The organism is Mesorhizobium sp. M8A.F.Ca.ET.165.01.1.1 (assembly GCF_004792065.1).
Classification (GTDB): Bacteria; Pseudomonadota; Alphaproteobacteria; order Rhizobiales; family Rhizobiaceae; genus Mesorhizobium.
In genome coordinates, this window is sequence record NZ_SRTH01000004.1 from 216,641 (window position 1) to 236,817 (window position 20,177).

The 20,177-nt window shown below is 65.0% G+C and carries 17 protein-coding genes; 13 read left to right on the forward strand and 4 right to left on the reverse strand.

Annotated elements, in window-relative coordinates:
* The first annotated feature begins 36 nt into the window (after window positions 1-36).
* The gene (locus EN808_RS14335; protein WP_135916179.1) at window positions 37-828 is read left to right on the forward strand and encodes an SIS domain-containing protein; all 792 of its coding nucleotides are present in this window, start codon (window positions 37-39) and stop codon (window positions 826-828) included.
* 42 nt (window positions 829-870) lie between these two features.
* On the opposite strand, the gene EN808_RS14340 is transcribed toward EN808_RS14335, so the two are convergent.
* The gene (locus EN808_RS14340) at window positions 871-1,542 is read right to left on the reverse strand and encodes an FCD domain-containing protein (RefSeq protein ID WP_127277803.1); all 672 of its coding nucleotides are present in this window, start codon (window positions 1,540-1,542) and stop codon (window positions 871-873) included.
* A 222-nt stretch (window positions 1,543-1,764) separates the two neighbouring features.
* On the opposite strand from EN808_RS14340, the gene EN808_RS14345 reads away from it, so the two are divergent.
* From EN808_RS14345 to EN808_RS14400, 11 genes are all read left to right on the forward strand, one after another.
* Entirely contained in the window at window positions 1,765-2,643 is an 879-nt protein-coding gene (locus tag EN808_RS14345; RefSeq protein WP_135916180.1) for a fumarylacetoacetate hydrolase family protein, read from the forward strand.
* Complete coding sequence (locus EN808_RS14350; protein WP_135916181.1) at window positions 2,640-3,419, forward strand: alpha/beta fold hydrolase; 780 nt, start codon at window positions 2,640-2,642, stop codon at window positions 3,417-3,419. The genes EN808_RS14345 and EN808_RS14350 overlap by 4 nt, the downstream gene beginning before the upstream one ends.
* Before the next feature lie 52 nt (window positions 3,420-3,471).
* A complete protein-coding gene (locus tag EN808_RS14355; protein ID WP_135881653.1) occupies window positions 3,472-4,812 on the forward strand; it encodes an amidohydrolase family protein in 1,341 nt (446 codons plus the stop codon).
* Between the two features lie 50 nt (window positions 4,813-4,862).
* Window positions 4,863-5,864 (forward strand): branched-chain amino acid ABC transporter permease, encoded by a 1,002-nt coding sequence (locus tag EN808_RS14360; RefSeq protein ID WP_167531366.1) that lies wholly within the window; start codon window positions 4,863-4,865, stop codon window positions 5,862-5,864.
* Entirely contained in the window at window positions 5,861-6,886 is a 1,026-nt protein-coding gene (locus EN808_RS14365) for a branched-chain amino acid ABC transporter permease (RefSeq protein ID WP_135916182.1), read from the forward strand. Before EN808_RS14360 ends, EN808_RS14365 begins: the two co-directional genes overlap by 4 nt.
* Window positions 6,887-6,944: 58 nt before the next feature.
* The gene (locus EN808_RS14370) at window positions 6,945-8,186 is read left to right on the forward strand and encodes an ABC transporter substrate-binding protein (protein WP_245511736.1); all 1,242 of its coding nucleotides are present in this window, start codon (window positions 6,945-6,947) and stop codon (window positions 8,184-8,186) included.
* A gap of 13 nt (window positions 8,187-8,199) precedes the next feature.
* Window positions 8,200-8,997, forward strand: a complete 798-nt coding sequence (locus tag EN808_RS14375; RefSeq protein WP_127870585.1) for an ABC transporter ATP-binding protein — start codon at window positions 8,200-8,202, stop codon at window positions 8,995-8,997.
* Window positions 8,990-11,206 (forward strand): ABC transporter permease, encoded by a 2,217-nt coding sequence (locus EN808_RS14380; RefSeq protein ID WP_127277811.1) that lies wholly within the window; start codon window positions 8,990-8,992, stop codon window positions 11,204-11,206. Before EN808_RS14375 ends, EN808_RS14380 begins: the two co-directional genes overlap by 8 nt.
* An 89-nt stretch (window positions 11,207-11,295) precedes the next feature.
* Window positions 11,296-13,482, forward strand: coding sequence for a flotillin family protein (locus tag EN808_RS14385; RefSeq protein WP_135916183.1), 2,187 nt, complete (start codon window positions 11,296-11,298; stop codon window positions 13,480-13,482).
* A 255-nt stretch (window positions 13,483-13,737) separates the two neighbouring features.
* Window positions 13,738-14,175, forward strand: coding sequence for an SRPBCC family protein (locus tag EN808_RS14395; protein WP_135916184.1), 438 nt, complete (start codon window positions 13,738-13,740; stop codon window positions 14,173-14,175).
* A gap of 9 nt (window positions 14,176-14,184) precedes the next feature.
* Window positions 14,185-15,702, forward strand: coding sequence for a zinc-binding dehydrogenase (locus EN808_RS14400; RefSeq protein ID WP_135916185.1), 1,518 nt, complete (start codon window positions 14,185-14,187; stop codon window positions 15,700-15,702).
* A 6-nt stretch (window positions 15,703-15,708) separates the two neighbouring features.
* Here EN808_RS14400 and EN808_RS14405 read toward each other — a convergent pair whose 3' ends face one another.
* Together EN808_RS14405 and EN808_RS14410 are read right to left on the reverse strand one after the other, a co-directional pair.
* Window positions 15,709-16,992 (reverse strand): D-tagatose-bisphosphate aldolase, class II, non-catalytic subunit, encoded by a 1,284-nt coding sequence (locus EN808_RS14405; RefSeq protein ID WP_135916186.1) that lies wholly within the window; start codon window positions 16,990-16,992, stop codon window positions 15,709-15,711.
* Window positions 16,989-17,942, reverse strand: a complete 954-nt coding sequence (locus EN808_RS14410) for a sugar kinase (protein ID WP_135916187.1) — start codon at window positions 17,940-17,942, stop codon at window positions 16,989-16,991. The genes EN808_RS14405 and EN808_RS14410 overlap by 4 nt, the downstream gene beginning before the upstream one ends.
* Before the next feature lie 248 nt (window positions 17,943-18,190).
* Between EN808_RS14410 and EN808_RS14415 the strand changes: the two genes are divergently transcribed.
* Complete coding sequence (locus EN808_RS14415; protein WP_127870590.1) at window positions 18,191-19,225, forward strand: LacI family DNA-binding transcriptional regulator; 1,035 nt, start codon at window positions 18,191-18,193, stop codon at window positions 19,223-19,225.
* On the opposite strand, the gene EN808_RS14420 is transcribed toward EN808_RS14415, so the two are convergent.
* Complete coding sequence (locus EN808_RS14420; protein ID WP_135916188.1) at window positions 19,213-20,163, reverse strand: alpha/beta hydrolase; 951 nt, start codon at window positions 20,161-20,163, stop codon at window positions 19,213-19,215. The two genes, EN808_RS14415 and EN808_RS14420, sit on opposite strands and share 13 nt — an antisense overlap.
* Window positions 20,164-20,177 lie beyond the last annotated feature (14 nt).

The following is a 20,177-nucleotide window of genomic DNA, read 5'->3' on the forward strand; positions in this document are numbered from 1 at the left end:
ACCCTCCCAAGCAGACACTTAAACAGGAGTACCCACGTGTCCGATCTCTACATCCACCGTCTCGCCGCTCTCATCGACAAGGCAGCGAAAACCAACGAAGAGCTCTTCGGCCAGGCCGCCAGCCGCTTCGCCGACTCGCTTGAAGGCGGCGGTCTGGTCCATCTCTACGGTTCGGGCCATTCGGTGCTGCCGGTGCAGGAAGTGTTCCCGCGCTACGGCAGCTATGTCGGCTTCAATCCGCTGACCGACCCGCGCGTGATGTGGCACAACGTGCTCGGCGCCGGCGGCGTGCGCGAGCTTCTGTGGCTGGAGCGGACCGAAAGATACGCCGAGAAGTTCCTCGATCACCAGCCGCTCAACAAGGGCGATTCCATCATTATCTTCGGCCATAGCGGCCGCAATTCGTCGGGCATCGACACCGCGCTCTACGCGAAAAAACGCGGCATCTTCGTCGTCGCGGTGACCAGCAAGAACAATCTCGACAAGCCTGCCACGCATTCCTCCGGCAAGCGGCTGGCGGATGCGGCCGATCTCGTCATCGACACCTGCTCGCCGATCGAGGACGCCATCGTGCCGGTCGAGGGCTGGAGTCGTCCGGTGTCCGGTTCGTCGACGGTGCTCGCCATGATCCTGGCGCATGAGCTGATTGCCCGCACCGCCGAGCAGCTCGCCAAGCGCGGCATCGAACTGCCGGTCTTTGCCTCGCCGACGATCGCGGGCGTCACGCTGCACGACACCGACGTCATCTACGGTGTCTACCGCGAACGCATGCTGGAAGCGCAGAAGAAGCACCTGCCGACTTTCCAGGCAACGATGCGCGGCGAGTGATACTAGGGGCGGGGGAGGCGCTGCCGCGCCTTCCCGGCGCGATCACCGCCCCAAAAGATTGCGCTCGACGGTTTTCAGATGCGCCAGCATGGCCTGGCTGGCGCTCTCCGGATCGCGGCGCAGCAGCGCGTCGAGAACCGTCTGGTGTTCGCTGCAATAGATGCCGCGGCGCTCCTCGGAAAAGGAGCGCTTCTTCATTTCGAACCACGGCGCCTGATTGCGCAGGATGCGCATCAGATTGTGGATCTCCTTGAGGAATTCGTTGCGCGAGCAGGCGAAGATGCGGTGATGGAACTCCGCGTCCCAGTGTTCGAAGGTCGGCATGTCCTGCGCTTCGCAGGCGATCTTGTGCGCCTCGCGCACCGCGTTGAGTTCCATGGCGCTGGCATTGGTGGCGGCGAACGATGCCGCCGCCGGTTCCAGCAACTGCCGGATCTCCATCATATCGGCCGGGCTGGTGCCTTCCATCCGCCCGACCACCGCGGCCATCGAGGCTGGATTGGTGGCGGTCAGGAAAGTTCCGCGCCCGACATGGCGCACCACCGTGCCGTCCTCCTCGAGGAAGGAGACGGCGCGCCGCACCGTGTTGCGCGCGACGCCGAACTCGCTCGCAAGATCGCGTTCCGGCGGCATGCGGCCATTCTCGATCCACTCGCCCGAGGAGATGCGTTTTTTCAGGACGGTGGCGATATCGTTGGCGACGAGCTTTGGCATGCCTGGCAACTTTTATCTGATCCGATACTGAACCACGCATATCAGCTTCCTGCGCCGCCGTCCATTATGCAGCGCCGGTGCGATTCCGCTGAAACTCGCCTATCGTGGCCGGATACTTTTGGTACGATCAGTCGAGATTCCACTTGCGGCCTAAACCAATCGGCGATAGCGTGTAGCGAAAGAGCAAAAAATTGGCTCAATATTGGTTCAGGGAGGAACTTGATGCGGGTCGCGACTTTTTCGATATCGGGCGAACGTCGCGTCGGTCTTGTCGACCTCGATGCCCAGACCATTGCGCCTTTCGATTTTTCGGTCGACCAGGCCAGGTCCGGTATCCTGGCGCTGGTCGAGCGCAATGGCGCCGGCATCCCGCGCACCTTGTCGCCGGTCCCGCTTGCTCAGGTCGAGATCGAGGCGCCGATCCCCCAGCCGCGCCGCAACATTTTCTGTGTCGGCAAGAACTATCACGAGCACGCGCATGAGTTCGCCCGCTCGGGCTTTGATTCCAGTGCCGGCGCCGGCGCGATCCCGAAGCACCCGATCATCTTTTCCAAAGTGCCGGAATCGGTGGTCGCCAACCATGCCAGCGTGCTGATCGATCCCTCCGTCTCGACGGCTATCGACTACGAGGCGGAACTCGCCGTCATCATCGGCAAAGGTGGACGCGGCATTTCCAGGGAGAACGCGCTCGATCACGTCTGGGGCTACACCATCGTCAATGACGTCACCGCGCGCGACCTGCAGGGCAAGTACAGCCAGTGGCTGATCGGCAAGTCGCAGGACACGTTCTGCCCGATGGGCCCCTGGGCGGTGACCAGGGACGAACTCGACCTGGCGACCGCCGGAATCAGGTGTTTCGTCAACGAGGATCTGCGCCAGGATTCCAGGATATCGCTGCTGATCTTCGATATTCCCACCATCATCGCCACCCTGTCGCAGGGCATCACGCTGAAGTCCGGCGACATCATCGCCACCGGCACGCCGGTCGGCGTCGGCATCGGCTTCGATCCACCGAAATACCTGAAGGCTGGCGACGTTGTGCGCATCGAAATCGACGGCATCGGCACGCTGGAAAACCGCTTCGCGGAGCATGCTCAATGACGACGGTGACGGTTGGCCAGGTCGTTGCCGAAACTGTCGGCGAGCGGGCTGCCGTGGCGATGATCCACGGCCTTGGCGGCACCTCGAACATGTTCCAGCCGCAGATGGCGGCATTGTCCGGCTATCGCGTCATCCGGCTCGATTTGCCGGGCTCCGGCCGTTCGCCGCGTCCGATCGAGCCGCTGACCATCGAAGGCATGAGCGAGGCGGTGATCCGCGCCTTGGCCGGCATGGGGGTCACGTCAGCCCATTTCGTCGGCCATTCGATGGGCACCATCGTCTGTCAGCAGATCGCGGCGGCGCAGCCTTCGCTGGTTAGGTCGCTCGCCCTGTTTGGGGCCTTGGCCGAGCCGACCGAAGCGACACGGCAAGGGCTCGGCAAGCGGGCGCAACTGGCGCGCTCGGGCGGCATGGCCGACATAGCCGACCAGATCGTCGCCAACGCGATCTCGGCACACAGCAGGGAAACCTCGCCGGCGGCAGTCGCCTTCGTGCGGGAATCGATCACGAGGCAGGATCCCGAATCCTATGCCCGCACCTGCGAGGCGCTGGCCAAGGCGACCGCCGTCGATGCGCGCCGGATCTCGGCGCCGACACTGCTGGTCACCGGCGATGCCGACACGGTCAATCCGCCCGGCGTCGCCCAGTCGCTTGCCGATAAAATCAAGGGCGCCGTATTCTCGTCGCTGGATCGGTGCGGACATTGGGCAACGGTCGAGAGCCCGCGCGAAAGCACCCAAAAGCTCGCTGATTTTTTGAGACGGGTTGATAGGTGAGGAATTCTGATCGGGCGTAAACTTATGCGCTCGGCAAGTTGGGAGGCTTGTGATGGCAGACGACAGCTGGAACGGCAACGGCTCGGGCAGCACGCTGTTCACCAATGTGCGCGTGCTCGACGCAACTGGTGAATATCCCTACACCGGCGAGGTGCTGGTGCAGGGCAACCGCATCAAGCAGATCACCAAGGGTTCGTCGCGCTTCGGCTCGTCCTCGTCGTCCTCCTACAGCGGTGGTGCAGCGGGGGGAGCAACTATCATCGACGGCATGGGCGCGACGCTTATGCCCGGCATGATCGACGCGCATCTGCACCTGTCCTGGAACAACGCGCCCGGCATCGATCCCATCCAGATGATGGAGGTCGAGGAACACATGCTGGTCACCATGGAGATGGCCAAGCTGGTGCTCGACGCCGGCTTCACCGCCGGCCGGGGCGCTGCCGCTGCCAAGCCGCGCCTCGATGTCGTGGCCAAGAAATTCATCAACCAGGGCCGTTTCCCCGGACCACGCTATCTCGCGGCGGGTCCCGAGATCACCACGGTCGGCGGTCTCGGCGATTCAGCGCCCTCGCACATTCCGCATGAGGGGCTGAACCTCGGCCTCGTCGTCTCCGGCCCCGAGGAAATCCGCCGCACCGTCCGCCAGCTGATCAAATACGGCGTCGATTCCATCAAGCTCAATTTGTCCGGCGAGAGCATCACCGGCATGGGCGCCGAGGAAACGCCGATGTCGGAGGAGGAGGTTGCCATGGCCGCCTCCGAGGCGCGCTGCCGCAACAAGGTGCTGTCGGCGCATGCGCGCTCGTCCGGCTCGGTCAAGCAGTGCGTGCGCCACGGCATCCAGAACATCTATCACGCCTCCTTCGCCGACGAGGAGGCGCTCGACATGCTCGAGGCGGTCAAGGACAAGCACTTCGTCGCGCCCGGCATTGCCTGGCTGATCAACACCGCTCGCCATGCCGAGCAATGGGGCATCAAGCCCGGCTCGCCGCTCTCGCTCGAATATGAGCGCGAACTCGAAATGTGCATCGACACGATGAAGAAGATGCATCGGCGCGGCATTCGTGTGTGCATCGGCGGCGACTACGGCTTTGCCTGGACGCCGCAAGGCACCAACGCCAAGGACATTCAGACCTTCGTCGAGATGCTCGGCTTCTCGCCGATGGAAGCGATCCAGGCCGGCACCAAATATGGCGGCCAGATCATGAACATGGGCGACGAGCTCGGTCTGATCAAGGAAGGCTACCTCGCCGATATCCTGCTCATCGACGGCGATCCGATCTCGGATGTGCGCATCCTGCAGGACAAGAACCGCATCCTCGCCATCATGAAGGACGGCAAGTTCCACAAGGCGCCGCGCATGAACGAGCAGCGCCGGCGGCTGACGGCATGAGCCTGCTCGACCAGCCATCCTCGTCGTCCGGGCTGTCCTCGGGCGATGGCATGACGCGCGGGCAAGCGTGGGGCCTTGTTGGCCTGCTCGCCGCCGCTGTCATCGCATGGCTGGTCTTTGCCGTCTGGCCCGATTGGCTGAACGCCATCCTGATCTCGAAGAAGGCTTTCGTCAGCGCCATCCTCAACGGCATTACGCTGGCCGGCCTCTATTTCCTCGTCGCCTCGGGCTTCACTCTGATCTTCGGCCTGATGCGCAACGTCAATCTCGCACATGGCTCGCTCTATCTGCTCGGCGCCTATATCGGCTACGAGGTCACCAACCGCACCGGCTACTGGCTGCTCGGCGTCGCCGCCGGCTTCGCGGTGCTGGCCATCGTCGGCGTCGTCATGCAGGTCTTCGTGTTCCGTCGCCTCGAAGGCGACGACCTGCGGCAGACCCTGGTGTCGATCGGCATTTCGATCGTCGCCGCCGACCTGATGCTGGCGGTGTGGGCCGGCGGCACTTACCAGATCACGACGCCGGAATGGCTCGACGGCGCCTTGACCTTGCCTGTCATCACGGCGGTGCGTTCCAACGGCGCCTCGGTCTTCCTCACCTATCCGCTCTACCGCGTCGTCGTGCTGGCGGCGGCGATCGTCATCGGCGTCGGCCTCTGGCTGATGCTGCACAAGACCCGCGTCGGCATGATGATCCGCGCCGGCGTCGACGACCGCGCCATGCTGCAGGCCTCCGGCGTCAACGTGCACGCGGTGTTCGCCATCGTCTTCGCGGTTGGCGCAGGTCTTGCCGGTTTTGCCGGCGTCGTCGGAGGGTCGGCACTGTCGGTCGCGCCCGGCGAGGACGTGCGCTACCTCCTGGCGTCGCTGGTCGTGGTCATCGTCGGCGGCATGGGCTCGATCACTGGCGCGGCCATCGGCGCGCTGCTGATCGGTCTCGCCGAGCAGATCGGCCTCGTCTATTTCCCGACCTACGGCATCGTGCTCACCTTCGTCATCATGGTGGTGACGCTGGCGGTCAGGCCGCAAGGCATCATGGGGAAGGCCCGATGAGCCTCGCCATCGCCACGGACGGCACGACGCAGCAGAGCTGGGTGGAAAAGCTCGGCGCCGGCCACATCATCCTTGGCGTCGCGCTGGTGCTGTACCCGCTCGTGGCGTCGGACTTCTTCCTGACCCAGATCGGCGGCTATTCGCTGATCTTCGGCATGCTGGGCCTCTCGCTTATGTTGCTCGCCGGTTATGGCGGCATGGTCAGCTTGGCGCAGATCACCGTTGCCGGCATATCGGCCTATGCCATCGCCATCCTCGGCAACAACAATTCCAATATCCTCGGTTTCGGCTGGCCGTGGTGGTTGGCGGTGCCATTCGCCGTGCTCGCGGCGGCGCTGGCATCGGCGCTGATCGGCTGGATCTCGGTGCGCACCGAGGGCATCTACACGATCATGATCACGCTGGCGATCGCCACCGCGACCTACTATTTCGCCCAGCAGAACTACGCCATCTTCAACGGCCATTCCGGCTATGCCGGCATCCGCGCGCCGGCCTTCTGGGGCATCGGTTGGCGCGACGCCAAGCCCTTCTATTACCTTTGCCTCGGCCTGGCGGCGCTGTGCTACGCGGCGGTGCTTTATGGCTCGCGCTCGACCTTCGGCATGACCTTGCAGGCGATCCGCGACAACCCGCGCCGCATGCGCGCGCTGGGCTACCATGTCACCGCGCACAAGGTGTTCGCCTGGCTGCTCTCCGGCGTCATCGCCGGTCTGGCGGGCGTGCTGCTGGTCTGGTTCAACGGCCGCGTCTCGCCAGGCACTATCGGCGTCGATGCCGCGATCGATGTCTTGATCATCGCCGTCATCGGCGGGCTGCGCCATCCGATTGGGCCGTTCCTCGGCGCGCTCGTCGTCGTCCTGATGCAGACCTTCGCCATCGACATCGTCGGCGCTGAGCGGTTCAACACGCTGATCGGCCTTGTGTTCCTGGTGATCGTCTTCGTCTCACCGGACGGAATTCTTGGGTTGTGGGGGAGGATCAAGCCACATCTTGCCCAGGAGTCCTTGCGTCCCGGCGCCTAGCGACCGGGATGGAATGAACCACTGCAAAACGAAATCAACGGGAGGAAAAAACATGAGGATGCATAGACGTACCTTACTGGCGCTCGCGGTGTTCACCGGGCTGACCGCGCCGTCGATGGCGCTGGCCGCCGACGACACCGTCAAGATCGGCCTGCTCGCCACCTTCGAGGGACCGTTCACGGTGCTTGGCGAGGACGGCGAACGCGGCGCCATGACCGCGGTCGAAGAGATGAAGGGCATGGTCGCCGGCAAGAAGATCGAGATCGTCAAGGGCTCGTCCGACGCCTCGCCCGACAGCGCGGTGCGCGCGGCGCGCAAGCTGGTCGAGCAGGACGGCGTCAAGGTGCTGGTCGGCCCGCTTTCGGGCGACGAAGGCATCGCCGTCAAGGACTACGCCAAGACGCAGCCGAACGTGACCTTCATAAACGGTACGTCGGCCGCGCAGGACACCACTTTGCGCAATCCGGCGGAAAACTTCTTCCGTTTCTCCACCGACGGCGCGCAGTGGATGGCCGGCCTTGGCACCTATGCCTTCAAGGACAAGGGCTATAAGAAGGTCGCCACCGTCGCCGAGGACTATTCCTTCCCCTACACGCAGGTGTTCGGCTTCATGGCCGAGTTCTGCAAGGCCGGCGGCCATGTGCCGTCGAAGTCGTGGGTGCCGATCGGCAACAAGGATTTTTCGTCGGTCATCGCAGCCATTCCCGAGGACGTCGATGCGATCTATGTCGCGCTCGGCGGCGCCGACGCCGTCAACTTCCTGACCCAGTACCAGCAGGGCGGCGGCACCGCGCCGCTGATCGGCGGTTCGATCACCGTCGACCAGACGGTGCTGACTTCGAAGGGCAAGCTGAAGGACGTGCTCAAGGGCACGCCATCGGCCGGACCGACCGCCGACACCAATGACGCGCCGGCGTGGAAGGCGTTCGTCGAGGCCTACAAGAAGCAGCCTGGCGCCTTTCCGTCGCCCTCGCTCTTCGCCCATGGCTATTATGTCGACATGAAGGCGACATTGCTCGGCCTCGACCAGGTCGGCGGCGATGTCTCCGACGGCGGCAAGAAGCTGCGCGACGCGCTGTCGAAGCTCTCCTTCGACACGCCGACCGGCAAGGTGTCGCTCGACAAGAACCGCAACGCCATCGCCGACATCTTCCTGACCGAGGTCACCGAAGGTGCCGACGGCAATCTCCTCAACAAGCTGGTCAAGGTCGTGCCGCAGGTCAACCAGACGCTCGGCATTCCCGAAGACGAGTTCATGAAGCTCGGCGCGGTCAACCGCGACAATCCGAGCTGCCCGTAACAGCCAATATCGAATGCAGCCGCCAGTGACCGAAAGCCTCGCAGCAAACCGCCTCCAGAGCACCGGTGCCTATGCGCTGGAGCTCGATGGCGTGGCGCGGCATTTCGGGGCGCTGGTGGCGCTCTCGGGCATCACCATGAGGATCGCGGCCGGAGAACGGCGCGCGGTCCTCGGCTCCAACGGCGCCGGCAAGACCACGCTGTTCAACGCCGTGACCGGCGACTTCATGCCGACGTCAGGGCGCATACGCTTCTTCGGCGAGGACATCACCGACCTGCCGCCGCATGAGCGCATCCGGCGCGGCCTGCGGCGCACCTATCAGATATCGCAATTGTTCAAGGGCCTGTCGGTTCTCGATTCCATCTTCCTTGCCTGTCGCGGCGTCTCGAGGCGGCGCTTCTCGCTGCTGCGGCCGGCCGCGTCGGACGTCAACATGGTGCAGGCGGAATCGATCCTCAACGCCGTGCATCTGGAAACCTATCGCGACACGCTGGTGGCGACGCTGAGCCATGGCCAGCAGCGCCAGCTGGAGATCGCCCTGGCGCTGGCTGGTGCGCCGCGCTTCATCCTCTTCGACGAGCCGGCGGCTGGCCTGTCGCCAACCGAGCGCCGCGACCTCGTCGCCATCCTCAACGCACTGCCCAGGCATATCGGCTACATCATCATCGAGCACGATCTCGACGTCGCGCTGCGCGTCTCGGAATATGTCTCGATGATGCACAATGGCCGCCTGTTCAAGGAAGGCACGCCGCAGGAGATCGAAGCCGACCCGGAAGTCCAGGAGATCTATCTCGGGGGCAAGCATGGCTGAGCGTGCCGGGAAGACCGCCAAGGCAATGCTGCGCATAGAAGACCTCCAGGTCTTTTATGGCGAAAGCCATGCCTTGCAGGGCGTTTCGCTGACGCTGGAAAGCGGCGTGCTGTCGGTGGTCGGCCGCAACGGCATGGGCAAGTCGACGCTCTGCAACACCATTGTCGGCCTGAAGCGCGCGAAGTCCGGCTCGATCCGCCTCGACGGCCGCGAAATCACCTCGCTTGAGCCGCACGAGATTCACCGTCTCGGCGTCGGCTATGTGCCGCAAGGCCGCCGCGTCTGGCCGAGCCTGACGGTCGACGAGCATCTGCGCCTCGCGGCCGGCAACAGGCGCGACGCCTCCTGGACGGTCGAACGGGTCTACCAGACCTTTCCGCGTCTGGCCGAACGCCGGACAAATGGCGGCTCGCAGCTTTCGGGCGGCGAGCAGCAGATGCTGGCGATTTCGCGTGCGCTGCTCAGCGATCCCAAGCTGTTGGTGATGGACGAGCCGACCGAAGGGCTGGCGCCGGTCATCGTTGACCAGGTCGAAAAAATGCTGGTCGATCTCGCCGCCGAGGGCGAGATGGCGGTGCTGGTCATCGAGCAGAACATCGGCGTGGCGACCTCGGTGTCGAACCAGGTCGCCATCATGGTCAACGGCCGCATCAACCGGCTGATGGACGCCAAGGCGCTGGCCGCCGACCGCGAACTGCAGCAGCGGCTGCTTGGCGTCGGCCGCCACGCCGAGGAAGCGCCCGTCACGCTGGCCGAAGCCGCGCAGGCCAGGGAGCAACTGGCGAAAGTCTATCGCGTCGACCGTACCGGCACCGCATCGGGCGAGCCGATGCCTCAAGACGGCGTCTACCGACCGGTCGTCGAACTGCCCAACCGCTGGAACGTCCCGGTCACCGAATTGCGCCAGGCGGCGGTCGACAAAACCGCCCCGCAGGACGATCCGAAAAAAATCTTCGCCATCCCCTTTGCCGAGCGCATCGGCAGGACCGTGCTGGTTGTCGGCACCTTCGATACCAAGGGCAAGGAATTGCGCTTCATGGCCGACCGGCTGAAGGCGCTGGGCCTGCCGGCGCGTACGGTCGACCTGTCGACCTCGGGAAAACCGACCAGCGCCGACGTTCCGGCCATGCAGGTCGCCGGCATGCATGTGCGCGGATCCTCCGCCGTCTTCACCAATGACCGCGGCGGTTCGGTCAGCGCCATGGCGGACGCCTTCGCACGCTGGATCGAGCGCGAGCCGCGCATCGGCGGCGTGATTTCCGCCGGCGGCTCCGGCGGCACAACGCTGGCCACCGCAGGCATGCGCGTGCTGCCCGTCGGCATTCCCAAGCTGATGGTGTCGACGGTGGCGGCCGGCGATGTCGCCAAATATGTCGGCGGCGCCGACATCATGATGTTCCATTCCGTGGCCGATGTGCAGGGGCTGAACTCGATTACCGAACAGGTGCTCTCCAATGCCGCGCACGCCATGGCCGGCATGGTCGCGCAACTGCCCGATGCCGAGGCCTGGGAAGCCAAGCGCAAGCTGGCGCGGCCGGCGGTCGGCATCACCATGTTCGGCGTCACCACGCCTGCCGTGCAGGCGGTGACCAGACGACTCGAAGCCGACTATGACTGCCTCGTCTTCCACGCCACCGGCATAGGCGGGCGGGCGATGGAAAACCTCGGCGATTCCCGGCTGCTGTCAGCCTTCATCGATCTCACCACGACCGAAGTGGCCGACATGATTGTCGGGGGCGTCTTCCCGGCGACGCAGGATCGCTTTGGCGCGGCGATCCGCACCGGACTGCCCTATGTCGGCTCGGCCGGCGCGCTCGACATGGTCAATTTCGGCCCGCGCGACAGCGTGCCGGACAAATTCCGCAGCCGCAAATTCGTCATCCACAATCCCAACGTCACACTGATGCGCACGACGCGTGACGAGAACCGCGCCTTCGGCGAATGGATCGGCGCGCGGCTCAACGCCATGAACGGCCCGGTGCGGTTCCTGCTGCCCGAGGGCGGCGTTTCCATGCTCGGTGCGCCCAGCCAGCCCTTTCATGATCCCGAGGCTGACAACGCTTTGTTCGAAGCGATCGAGAGGACCGTTCGCCAGACGCCGCAGCGCAACGTCGAGCGGGTGCCGGCCAACATCAATGACCCGGCCTTTGTCGACGCGGTGATCTCAGCGTTCCACGCCATCACGCCGAAGCTGCAGAGGCGGGCATGAAGAATTGGACTTCGCCGCCCGACGGGTGGATGTTTGAAAATACTGCCGGTCGCCTCGCGCCGACCGCATTGTCTTGGGGAGGATAGATCATGGACGCGCAGACCTTTGGCGCTTTCCTGTTGTGGCTGATCATTGCGGCGATCGTCGTCGTGATCGCCGTCTACATCTTGCGCTGGCTCTATCGCCGCTCGACCAAGGAGACGGCGTTCGTGCGCACCGGCTTCATGGGCGAGAAGGTGGTGGTGAATGGCGGCGCTTTCGTCATTCCGGTGCTGCATGAGATCACCCCGGTCAACATGAACGTGCTGCGCATCGAGGTGCGCCGCGAGGACGCGCTGGCGCTGATCACCCGCAACCGCATGCGCGTCGACCTGATCGCTGAGTTCTTCGTCCGCGTCGGCGCGCATCGCGAACTGGTGGCCGCCGCCGCGCAGACGCTCGGCCGCCGCACGCTGCAGCCCGACAGCCTGCGCGAATTGCTGGAAGGCAAATTCGCCGGCGCGCTGCGCACCGTCGCCGCCCAGATGACGCTGGAAGAAATGCATGAACTGCGCGGCGACTACGCCGCCAAGGTGCGCCGGTTGGCGGAGGAGTCGCTCGCCGCCAACGGGCTCGAGCTCGAAAGCGTCGCCATCGTCGATCTCGACCAGACCAGTCTTGAATATTTCGACCCGTCCAACGCCTTCGACGCCGAGGGCCTGACGCAACTGACCGAATCGATCGAGACCCGGCGCCGCATGCGCAACGAGATCGAGCAACGCACGCTGGTCGATATCCGCAACCAGAACCTCGACACCCAGCGCAAAGTGCTGGAGATTGACCGCGACACCGAATATGCGCGCCTCGAACAGGAGCGCGAGGTCGAGATCCGCCGCGCCGCGCAGCGTTCCGAACTCGCCATAGAGCGCGCATTGCGCGACCAGGAGTCCGAACAGGCGCAGCTTTCCTCGCGCGAGGCGGTCGAGAAATCGCGCCTCAATCAGGAGCGCAACATCACGCAGGAGCGCATCAACAGCGAGGAAGAGACGCAGCGCCGTGAGATCGCCCGCCGCCGCTCGCTCGACGAGACCGAGATGAAGATGCGCGAGCTGACCGAGCGCGAGCAGATCGCGCTCGAACTGTCGCTGGAGAAAGCCCGCATCGAACGCGAAGGCACGCAGCGCGAACTCGAAATCCAGCGCAAGAAACTGCTCGAAGTGGCCGAACTGGAGCGGCAGATCGCACTCGCCGAAAAGGCGCTCGAGGTGACGAAGGCGGAAGCTGAGAAGCGCCGCGCCGAAATTTCCGAGAACCAGGCGACCGAGACCGCGCGCATCGCGCAGGAGCGTGCGGTCGATGAGGTGCGGATCGCCAGGGAGCGGCATCTCGAAGCGCTTCAGATCGCCAAGCGGCAGGCCTTCGAGGAGGCCGAGATTTCGGCCGGCGAGGAGGTCGAACGGGCCCGCATCACCACCGAGCGCGGCATCGAGGAAGCGCGGCTGATCAAGGAACGCGACATCCGCCAGCTTGGCGTCGACCGCGACCAGAAGATCGAAATCGCCGAAATCCAGAAGGCGATCGACATCGCCAAGAAGACGCAGGAGCGTTCTTCCGCGATCGCGGCGTCCGAAGCCGTGCGCGCCAAGGCCATCCAGGCCGAGGAACAGGCCTTCACTGCCCGCGAACGCGAAATCGCCGAGCGCCGCAAGCTGACCGACCTGATCGGCGCGCAGCGCGAGGCCGAGCGCGAGGCGCTGCGCGTCACATCCGCTGCCGACGCCGAGATGAAGGCGGCCAAGAGTCTGGCGGAAGCGCAGAAGATCGCGGCGCTGGCATCGGCCGAAGCGGAGAAGATCCATGCCCTTGCCGCGGCACAGCGTTACGAAGTCGATGCCGCCGGCAACCGCCAGCTCAACGAGGCCGAGAACCTGTTGTCCAGCGAGGCACGCGCCGGCCGCCTGCGCGGCAAGCTGCTCGACCACATGGAAGGCATCATCCGCGAAAGCGTCAAGCCGATGGAGAAGATCGACGGCATCAAGATCCTGCATGTCGATGGCATCAATGGCGGGCAGGGCGGCAACCGCAACGTCACCGACGAGGTCATCGACTCCGCGCTGCGCTATCGCGTGCAGGCGCCGATGATCGACAATCTGATGAAGGAGATCGGCATCGAGGGCGGCTCGCTCGGCCGCATGACCGACGTGCTGCGCGACGCCAAGGATATTTCCAGCCTGACCCGCGACAAGAAGGGCAAGGGCAAGGCCGCCAAGGACGACGATGACGACCGCGATCATTGACGGGAACGTCTGCGCTGCCCCTCACCTGCCTGCCGGCATCCTCTCCCCGTATAGTGACGGGGAGAGGGGCGCCGTCATCGACGGTTTCGCCAGCAGCCAGCGTTGCAAGGTGGGCGCCGAGGTAGCGGCCAGCCTCTTTCTCCCCGTCACTATACGGGGAGAAATGTCCGGCAGGACAATGAGGGTCGGCGCTGACATCAACAGGGAGGGCACACCCAAGCTCGGCCTCCATCGTTCCACTCTCGGCCAGCAAGCATGACCAAGGTCTATGTCTCTTCGGTCATTCCCGCACCGGCGGCGGAGGTCTGGAAGATCGTGCGCAATTTCAACGGTCTGGCAGGCTGGGCGCCGTTCGTCGCCGAAAGCCGCATCGAACAGAATGCGCAGGCCGACCAGATCGGCTGCATCAGGAATTTCACGCTCAAGGACGGCGGTCGCATCCGTGAAAGGCTGCTGGCGCTGTCGGATTACGACCTGTCCTGCAGCTATGCGATTCTGGAAAGCCCGATGGCGGTGGAGAACTATGTCGCCACGCTATCGTTGACGCCGGTCACCGACGGCAATCTGACGCTCGCCGAATGGCAGGCGGAGTTCGACTGCGCCGACGATCGCGAGGCGGCACTCATGCAACAGATCGGCAATGGCGTGTTCCAGACCGCGTTCACCGCGTTAAAGCACCGGTTCGGGCGCTGACGCCGGCCGATGGTCAGGGTTTGCCAGAGCACGATCATCGATGCACCGATCGACGAGGTCTGGGCGATCCTGCGCGATTTCAACGGCCATGATCGCTGGCACCCGGCGATCGCCTTCAGCGAGATCGAAGGCAGCGAGCCGGTCGATGCCGTCGGCTCGGTGCGCCATTTCAGGCTGAACGACGGCGGCGAATTGCGCGAGCAATTGCTGGCGCTGTCCGACAAGGACCGGCGGCTGAGTTACTGCCTGCTCGAAGCGCCGCTGCCGCTGATGGGCTATGTCGCCTCGCTGCGGCTGAAGCCGGTGACCGACGGCGACGCCACCTTCTGGGAATGGCGCTCCGAGTTCAACCCGCCGGCGCATCGCCGCGACGAGCTGGTAAAGCTGGTCACCGAAGGCATTTATCAGGCCGGCTTCGCCGCCGTGCGCGCTCTTCTGCGGCGGCGCAACGCCGGCGCGCCGGTGGAGGCGCGATCATCGCCAGCGATCGTCGCGCCGACCTCATCCGCAAGCGTGCCGCTCGTTGCTTCAAGGGCTGCCGCCGAAACGACCCACGCGATCGTCGTCGAACGCTACGGCGGACCGGAGGAGTTGCAGCTCAGGGACATCGCCTTGCCTCCGCCCGCGCCGGGCGAGGTGCGGATCCGTCACACGGTGATTGGTGTCAATTTCATCGACGTCTACTGTCGCACCGGTTTCTTCGACCTGCTGCGGCCACCCGGCGTGCCGGGCATGGAAGCCGCCGGCATCATCGAGGCGGTTGGTCCGGCGGTATCGGGTTTCTCAATCGGCGACCGCGTCGCCTATGCCTGTCCGCCGGTCGGCGCTTACAGCGAGCGGCGCAACATGGCGCCCGAACTGCTGGTTCGTCTTTCCGACGATATTTCGGACGAGACCGCCGCCGCCGGCCTGCTCAAGGGCGTCAGCGCGAGCTTCCTTCTGCACGATGTTCATGCCGTGAAGCCGGGCGAAATCGTGCTCATCCATGCGGCGGCCGGCGGCGTCGGTCAGTTGCTGGTGCAGTGGGCGCGTCATCTCGGCGCGACGGTGATCGCTACGGTGTCGAGCGACGACAAGGCCCGCATTGTCGAGCGTCTCGGCGCGCACCATGTGATCGTCTATTCCCGCGAGAACTTCGCCGATGCCGTCATGCGGTTGACGGCGGGCAGGGGTGCCGATGTCGCCTATGACGCGGTCGGCAACGACACCTTCGCCGGCTCCCTCGCCGCCCTTGCGGTGCGCGGCCATCTCGTCAGCTTCGGCCAGGCCTCGGGGCCGGTCGGCAATTGGGATATCGGCCGCTTCGCGTCGAAGTCGCTGACCATTTCGCGGCCCAACTATGCCCATTTTACCGATACGCCGGAGAAACTCGCCTCGCATGTCGTCAGGTTCTTCCAGGCGCTCCGCCAGGGCGTGGTCAGGGTCGACGCGCCGACCCGCTACGACCTTGCCAACGCGGCCGACGCTCATCGCGATCTGGAGGCGCGCCGCACCACCGGGGCGCTGGTCCTCGTGCCGGGACCGTAGCCTGGATCAGCCGGTTGCTCTGGCGTAGACATCGAGAACGTCGGTCACGCCGGCGATCAGGAGCTCCCTGGCTTTTGGCGCCACGGATCCGCTCGCCACCCTGCCGTCGAGGCGGCCGAGATACTGGCTGATCAGCGGGGAGGGAATGTCGCGCTCGCCCAGCGCCTGCATCAGCGCGTTCACGGCCTGCCGCGCCGTCGGCACCGGCCAATAATAGCGGATGCGGTCGCTGTAGGAGAAATGGCGTTCGATGCGCTGTTCGGCCTCCGAGCCGTGATAGTAATTCTTCCAGTGGCCCGGCGCCGCCAGCATGGCGCGCTCCATCGCCGCCGGCAGGCTTTCCCGGGATGGATCGGGTGCAAGAATGTCGGCGATATGGCTCAAACCATAAAGCGCTTCGCGCAACGCGAAGGTCAGCCAGGGCCCGACTTTCAGGATGGCGAAGCCATCGTCGACTAAGGCGCTCAGCGCCGCGATAGGCTGGTAGTCGGTCGAATGCGCCTCGAATACGAATTGCGGCAGGTCCCGCGGCGTGCCGGCCAGCGCCTGGGCGCGTTCGGGCCGGTAGGTGATGACCTCGGCATTGCCGAATTCGACGCCGGGCTGGACGACGACGCCAATCGCCCGCGAGAAGGCATGGTCGAGGCCACGCTGGTGGAAGGCCTGCTGGTGGATGCGCACCGTCTCGCCAGCCGCTTCCGGTGTCGTCACAGCCAGATGGTCCATCGCTTCCAGGGCACCGCCCGGCACCGGCACTTCCGTGCCGATCACATAGACAGGCTTGGCGCCGGCTGTTCGTTCAACCGCGGCCTCCGCCACCTCGGCCAGTTCGGCGGCGCGCGCGGCGATCGTCGCGTCGGGTGGTGCGGCACCTTCGCCGGCACAGCCCATGCTGGCGTCCAGGTGGATCTTGGTGAAGCCGGCCTGGGCATAGGCGTCCACCATGCGCGCTGCCTTTTCCATCGCCTCGGGCGCCGGCAGGTGCTTCCAGGGATTGGGGCCGAGATGGTCGCCACCGAGCACAAGCCTGTCCAGGGGAAACCCGGCCTTGCCGGCGATCGTCTCGACGAAGCGGCGGAAATCGCCCGGCGTCATGCCGGTATAGCCGCCTTCGTGGTTGACCTGGTTGCAGGTGGCCTCGATCAGCACATCGGCGCCGCGCGCCTTGCCGTGGCGCAGCGCCGCTTCGATGACCAACGGATGGGCCGAGCAGATCGAGGCAATGCCGGCGCGCTCGCCGGCCGCACGACGCTTTGCTATGGCGGCCAGCCTGTCGGTCGCCTGGCTCATGCCGGTGCTCCGGTCCTGGCGGTCGCGACGAACGCCTCGACAGTGGCCAGCGAGGCGATGCCTTCCATCGGGCCCTTCTTCGTCACCGCCAGCGCGCCGCAGCCATTGGCGATCTCGAGCGCCCTCCAAGGCGCTTCTCCACGCAGCCAGAAGGAGACGAAGGCCGCCGCAAAACAGTCTCCGGCGCCAGTCGGGTCGATTTCCTCGACGACGAAGCCGGGTGAAGCGATGCGCCCCGACCGGTCGTAGTGAACGGCGCCCTGCGCGCCCTTCTTGACGACCACGGCGGAGATGCCGCGGTCCAGCATTTCGCTCGCCGCGCTCTCCTCGTCGGTTGCCTCGGTGAAGGTGAAGAGTTCCGGCCCGCTCGGCAGGAAGACATCGGTCTTGGACAGCACGAAATGCAAGGCGTCGCGCATGCCCGGCAGATCGAGCATCTCCTTGCGAATGTTGGGGTCGAAGGAGACCGTGCCGCCGCGCGTCTTGACGGCTTCGATCCCGTCGCGGACAACCTCGATCACCTCGGGCGAGAACAGCGATGTTCCCATGACGTGAAAATGGTCGGCGCCAGAGAGCAGCGCGCGCGCTTCCGCACCGATCTCGATCAGTCCGGCGGCACTCTGTTTGATGTTGTAGACGAAGTGCCGGCTGCCATCGGTCTCATAGGTGACGAAGGCGGTTCCGGTCGCGGCACCCCGATGGACGGTGATGGCCGAGATGTCGGCGCCGTCGGCGCGCAAGCGCTCTATGTTCAAATGGCCGAAATCGTCGTCGCCCACTGCCGCGATCAGCCCCGCCGGCTGACCGAGCCGCGCCGCCTGGTCGATGAAGATGGCGGGAGCGCCTGACGGAAACGGGCCGACCAGCGGGCCGGCGGCGCGAAAACTCTGGCCGATCCGCTCGGCCATGATCTCGACCAGGATCTCGCCGGCGCAAACCAGTTTCTTCATGTCCTCACCATCTGCCGGACTCTGGTTGCCGTACGCTCCCCCCATGTCCGTGCGAGTTCAAAACCTAAGTTGTTGTTTTCAGAGCGTCAATAAATAATTTGACGTGCGCAATACTTTTGCGTTGTACTGGAAACGTGGAAATTTGACTGAATAAGTTCGGTCAAGCAATGCTGCCTCATCGCGACGGTCGCAAGGCTGATTCTGGCCGGAGCGCGAAGGGCGGCTTTGAGGTAAAGGGCTAAATATAGATGGCGGAGAAGACCCACCGGACGATGGATGATTTCGCCAGGGCGTCCGGCGTGTCGCGGCCGACCCTGTCGAAGTATTTCGACGATCCGGCCAGCGTGAAGCCGGCGACACGGGCGCGCATCGAGGCCGCACTTCGTTCCTCGGACTATCAGCCGAATGTTTTTGCACGCAATCTCAACCGCAAGCGCACCCGCAATGTCGGCATCGTCGTGCCGACGATCACCGATCCGTTCTACGCCGAGATGGTCAGCCGCATCGAACTGCGCTGCCGCGACGAAGGGTTTTGGCCGATCGTCATTTCCTCGCACGGTTCGCCGAAGCTGGAGGCGGAATCGGTCAGGACGCTGATGTCGCTGAAGGTTGCCGGCGCCATCGTCGCTCCTTTGGGACGGGTCTCCGAACCTGGCGTCTTCGAGCGGATGAGCGAGGACATCCCGATCGTCTATTTCGACACTTACATCGAAGGCGACACGCCGTTCGTCGGCAATGACAACCACCAGAGCACCTCGACGATCGTCGATTATCTCTGCCGGTCCGGCGAACCGCCGGTCTATGTCGACATTCCGCATGTCAACCACAATTCGGGCGAACGTCTGCAGAGCTATGTCGACACGATGCACGCCGCAGGCCTGGAGCCCACCGTTCTCAAGGCGGCGGGCGACTACAGCTGGGACTTCGAGCGCATCGGTCACGAATGGATGGACAGGACGCTCGAGAAAGGCGGCCTGCCGGCCCGCACGCTGCTCTGCGCCAATGACCGTCTCGCCTTCGGCGTCATGTCGGCCGCCTTTTCGCGCGGGCTGAAGATCGGCCGCCGCGCCGATTGCGATTTTCGCGTCGCCGCCCACGATGATCATCCGCTGAGCCGCTACACCTGTCCCGCGCTGACCACCATGGCGCAGGACTTTGCCGCCATGGCCGGCCGCAGCGTCGAGATCCTGCTGGCGTTGCTGGACGAGGCCGATCCGCCCGGCCACGACATGGCGCGCAACGTCAAGCTCGGCGCGACCCTGGTGATGCGTCAGTCGGCCTGAGCACGCGTCTGCAGTTGAAGCCAGGCCGCCGCCTCGCTCACCGCTTGCCGCGCGGCCAGGATGTGGCGGCCCATGGAGACGAAGCCATGGATCTGGCCCGGCCAGTGCCGCAACACCAGCGGCACTCCGTCGGCGCGCAGGCGCTCGGCATAGGCCGTGCCTTCGTCGGCAAGGATGTCCTGGCCGGCGATCGCGACGAAGGCCGACGGTGCGCCGGCAAGGCTGGAGGCCAGAAGCGGCGAAACACACCAGTCCGCGATGTCGTCAGGCGTTCGCACATAGCGGTCGCGGAACCAGGCCATGGTGGCGGCGGTGAGCCCGAAGCCGTCGCCGAAACGCCGGTAGCTGTCCGCCGTCTGGCGGGCATCGGTGTTGGGATAGATCAGAATCTGGGCGGCAAGCGGCGGCGCCAGTCCGTCGCGGGCAAGCAGCGCCAGAACGGCGGCAAGGTTGCCGCCGGCACTGTCGCCGGCGACGGCAATGCGGATTGGATCGATGCCGAGGTCTCCGGCATTCCCAGCCATGAAGCGCAGCGCTGCCGCGCAGTCCTCGAGCCCGGCGGGAAACTTGTGCTCCGGCGCCAGCCGGTAGTCGGGACAGATGACGACCGCGTTGCCGAGATTGGCCAACCAACGGCAGATCTCGTCATGTGAATCGAGATTGCCGATGACCCAGCCGCCGCCATGCAGATAGAGCACGGCGCGCGCCCCCATCCGCGCCGCGCCGATACCGCGATGGATGCGGATCGTCACCGGGCCGTTCGGCCCGTCGATCTGCCGTTGCTCGGTTGCCGCGACCGGCTCGCGGTCGCCCTGCTGGGTTGGGAACGAAGCGATATAGGCGGCCCGCGCCGCCGCCACGCTGCCATTCTCGAACGGCTCGCCGCCGGCGGCCCGGCCGATTTCGAGGGCACGCTGTGCATCCGGATCAAGTGTCATCGTGATCTCCATTG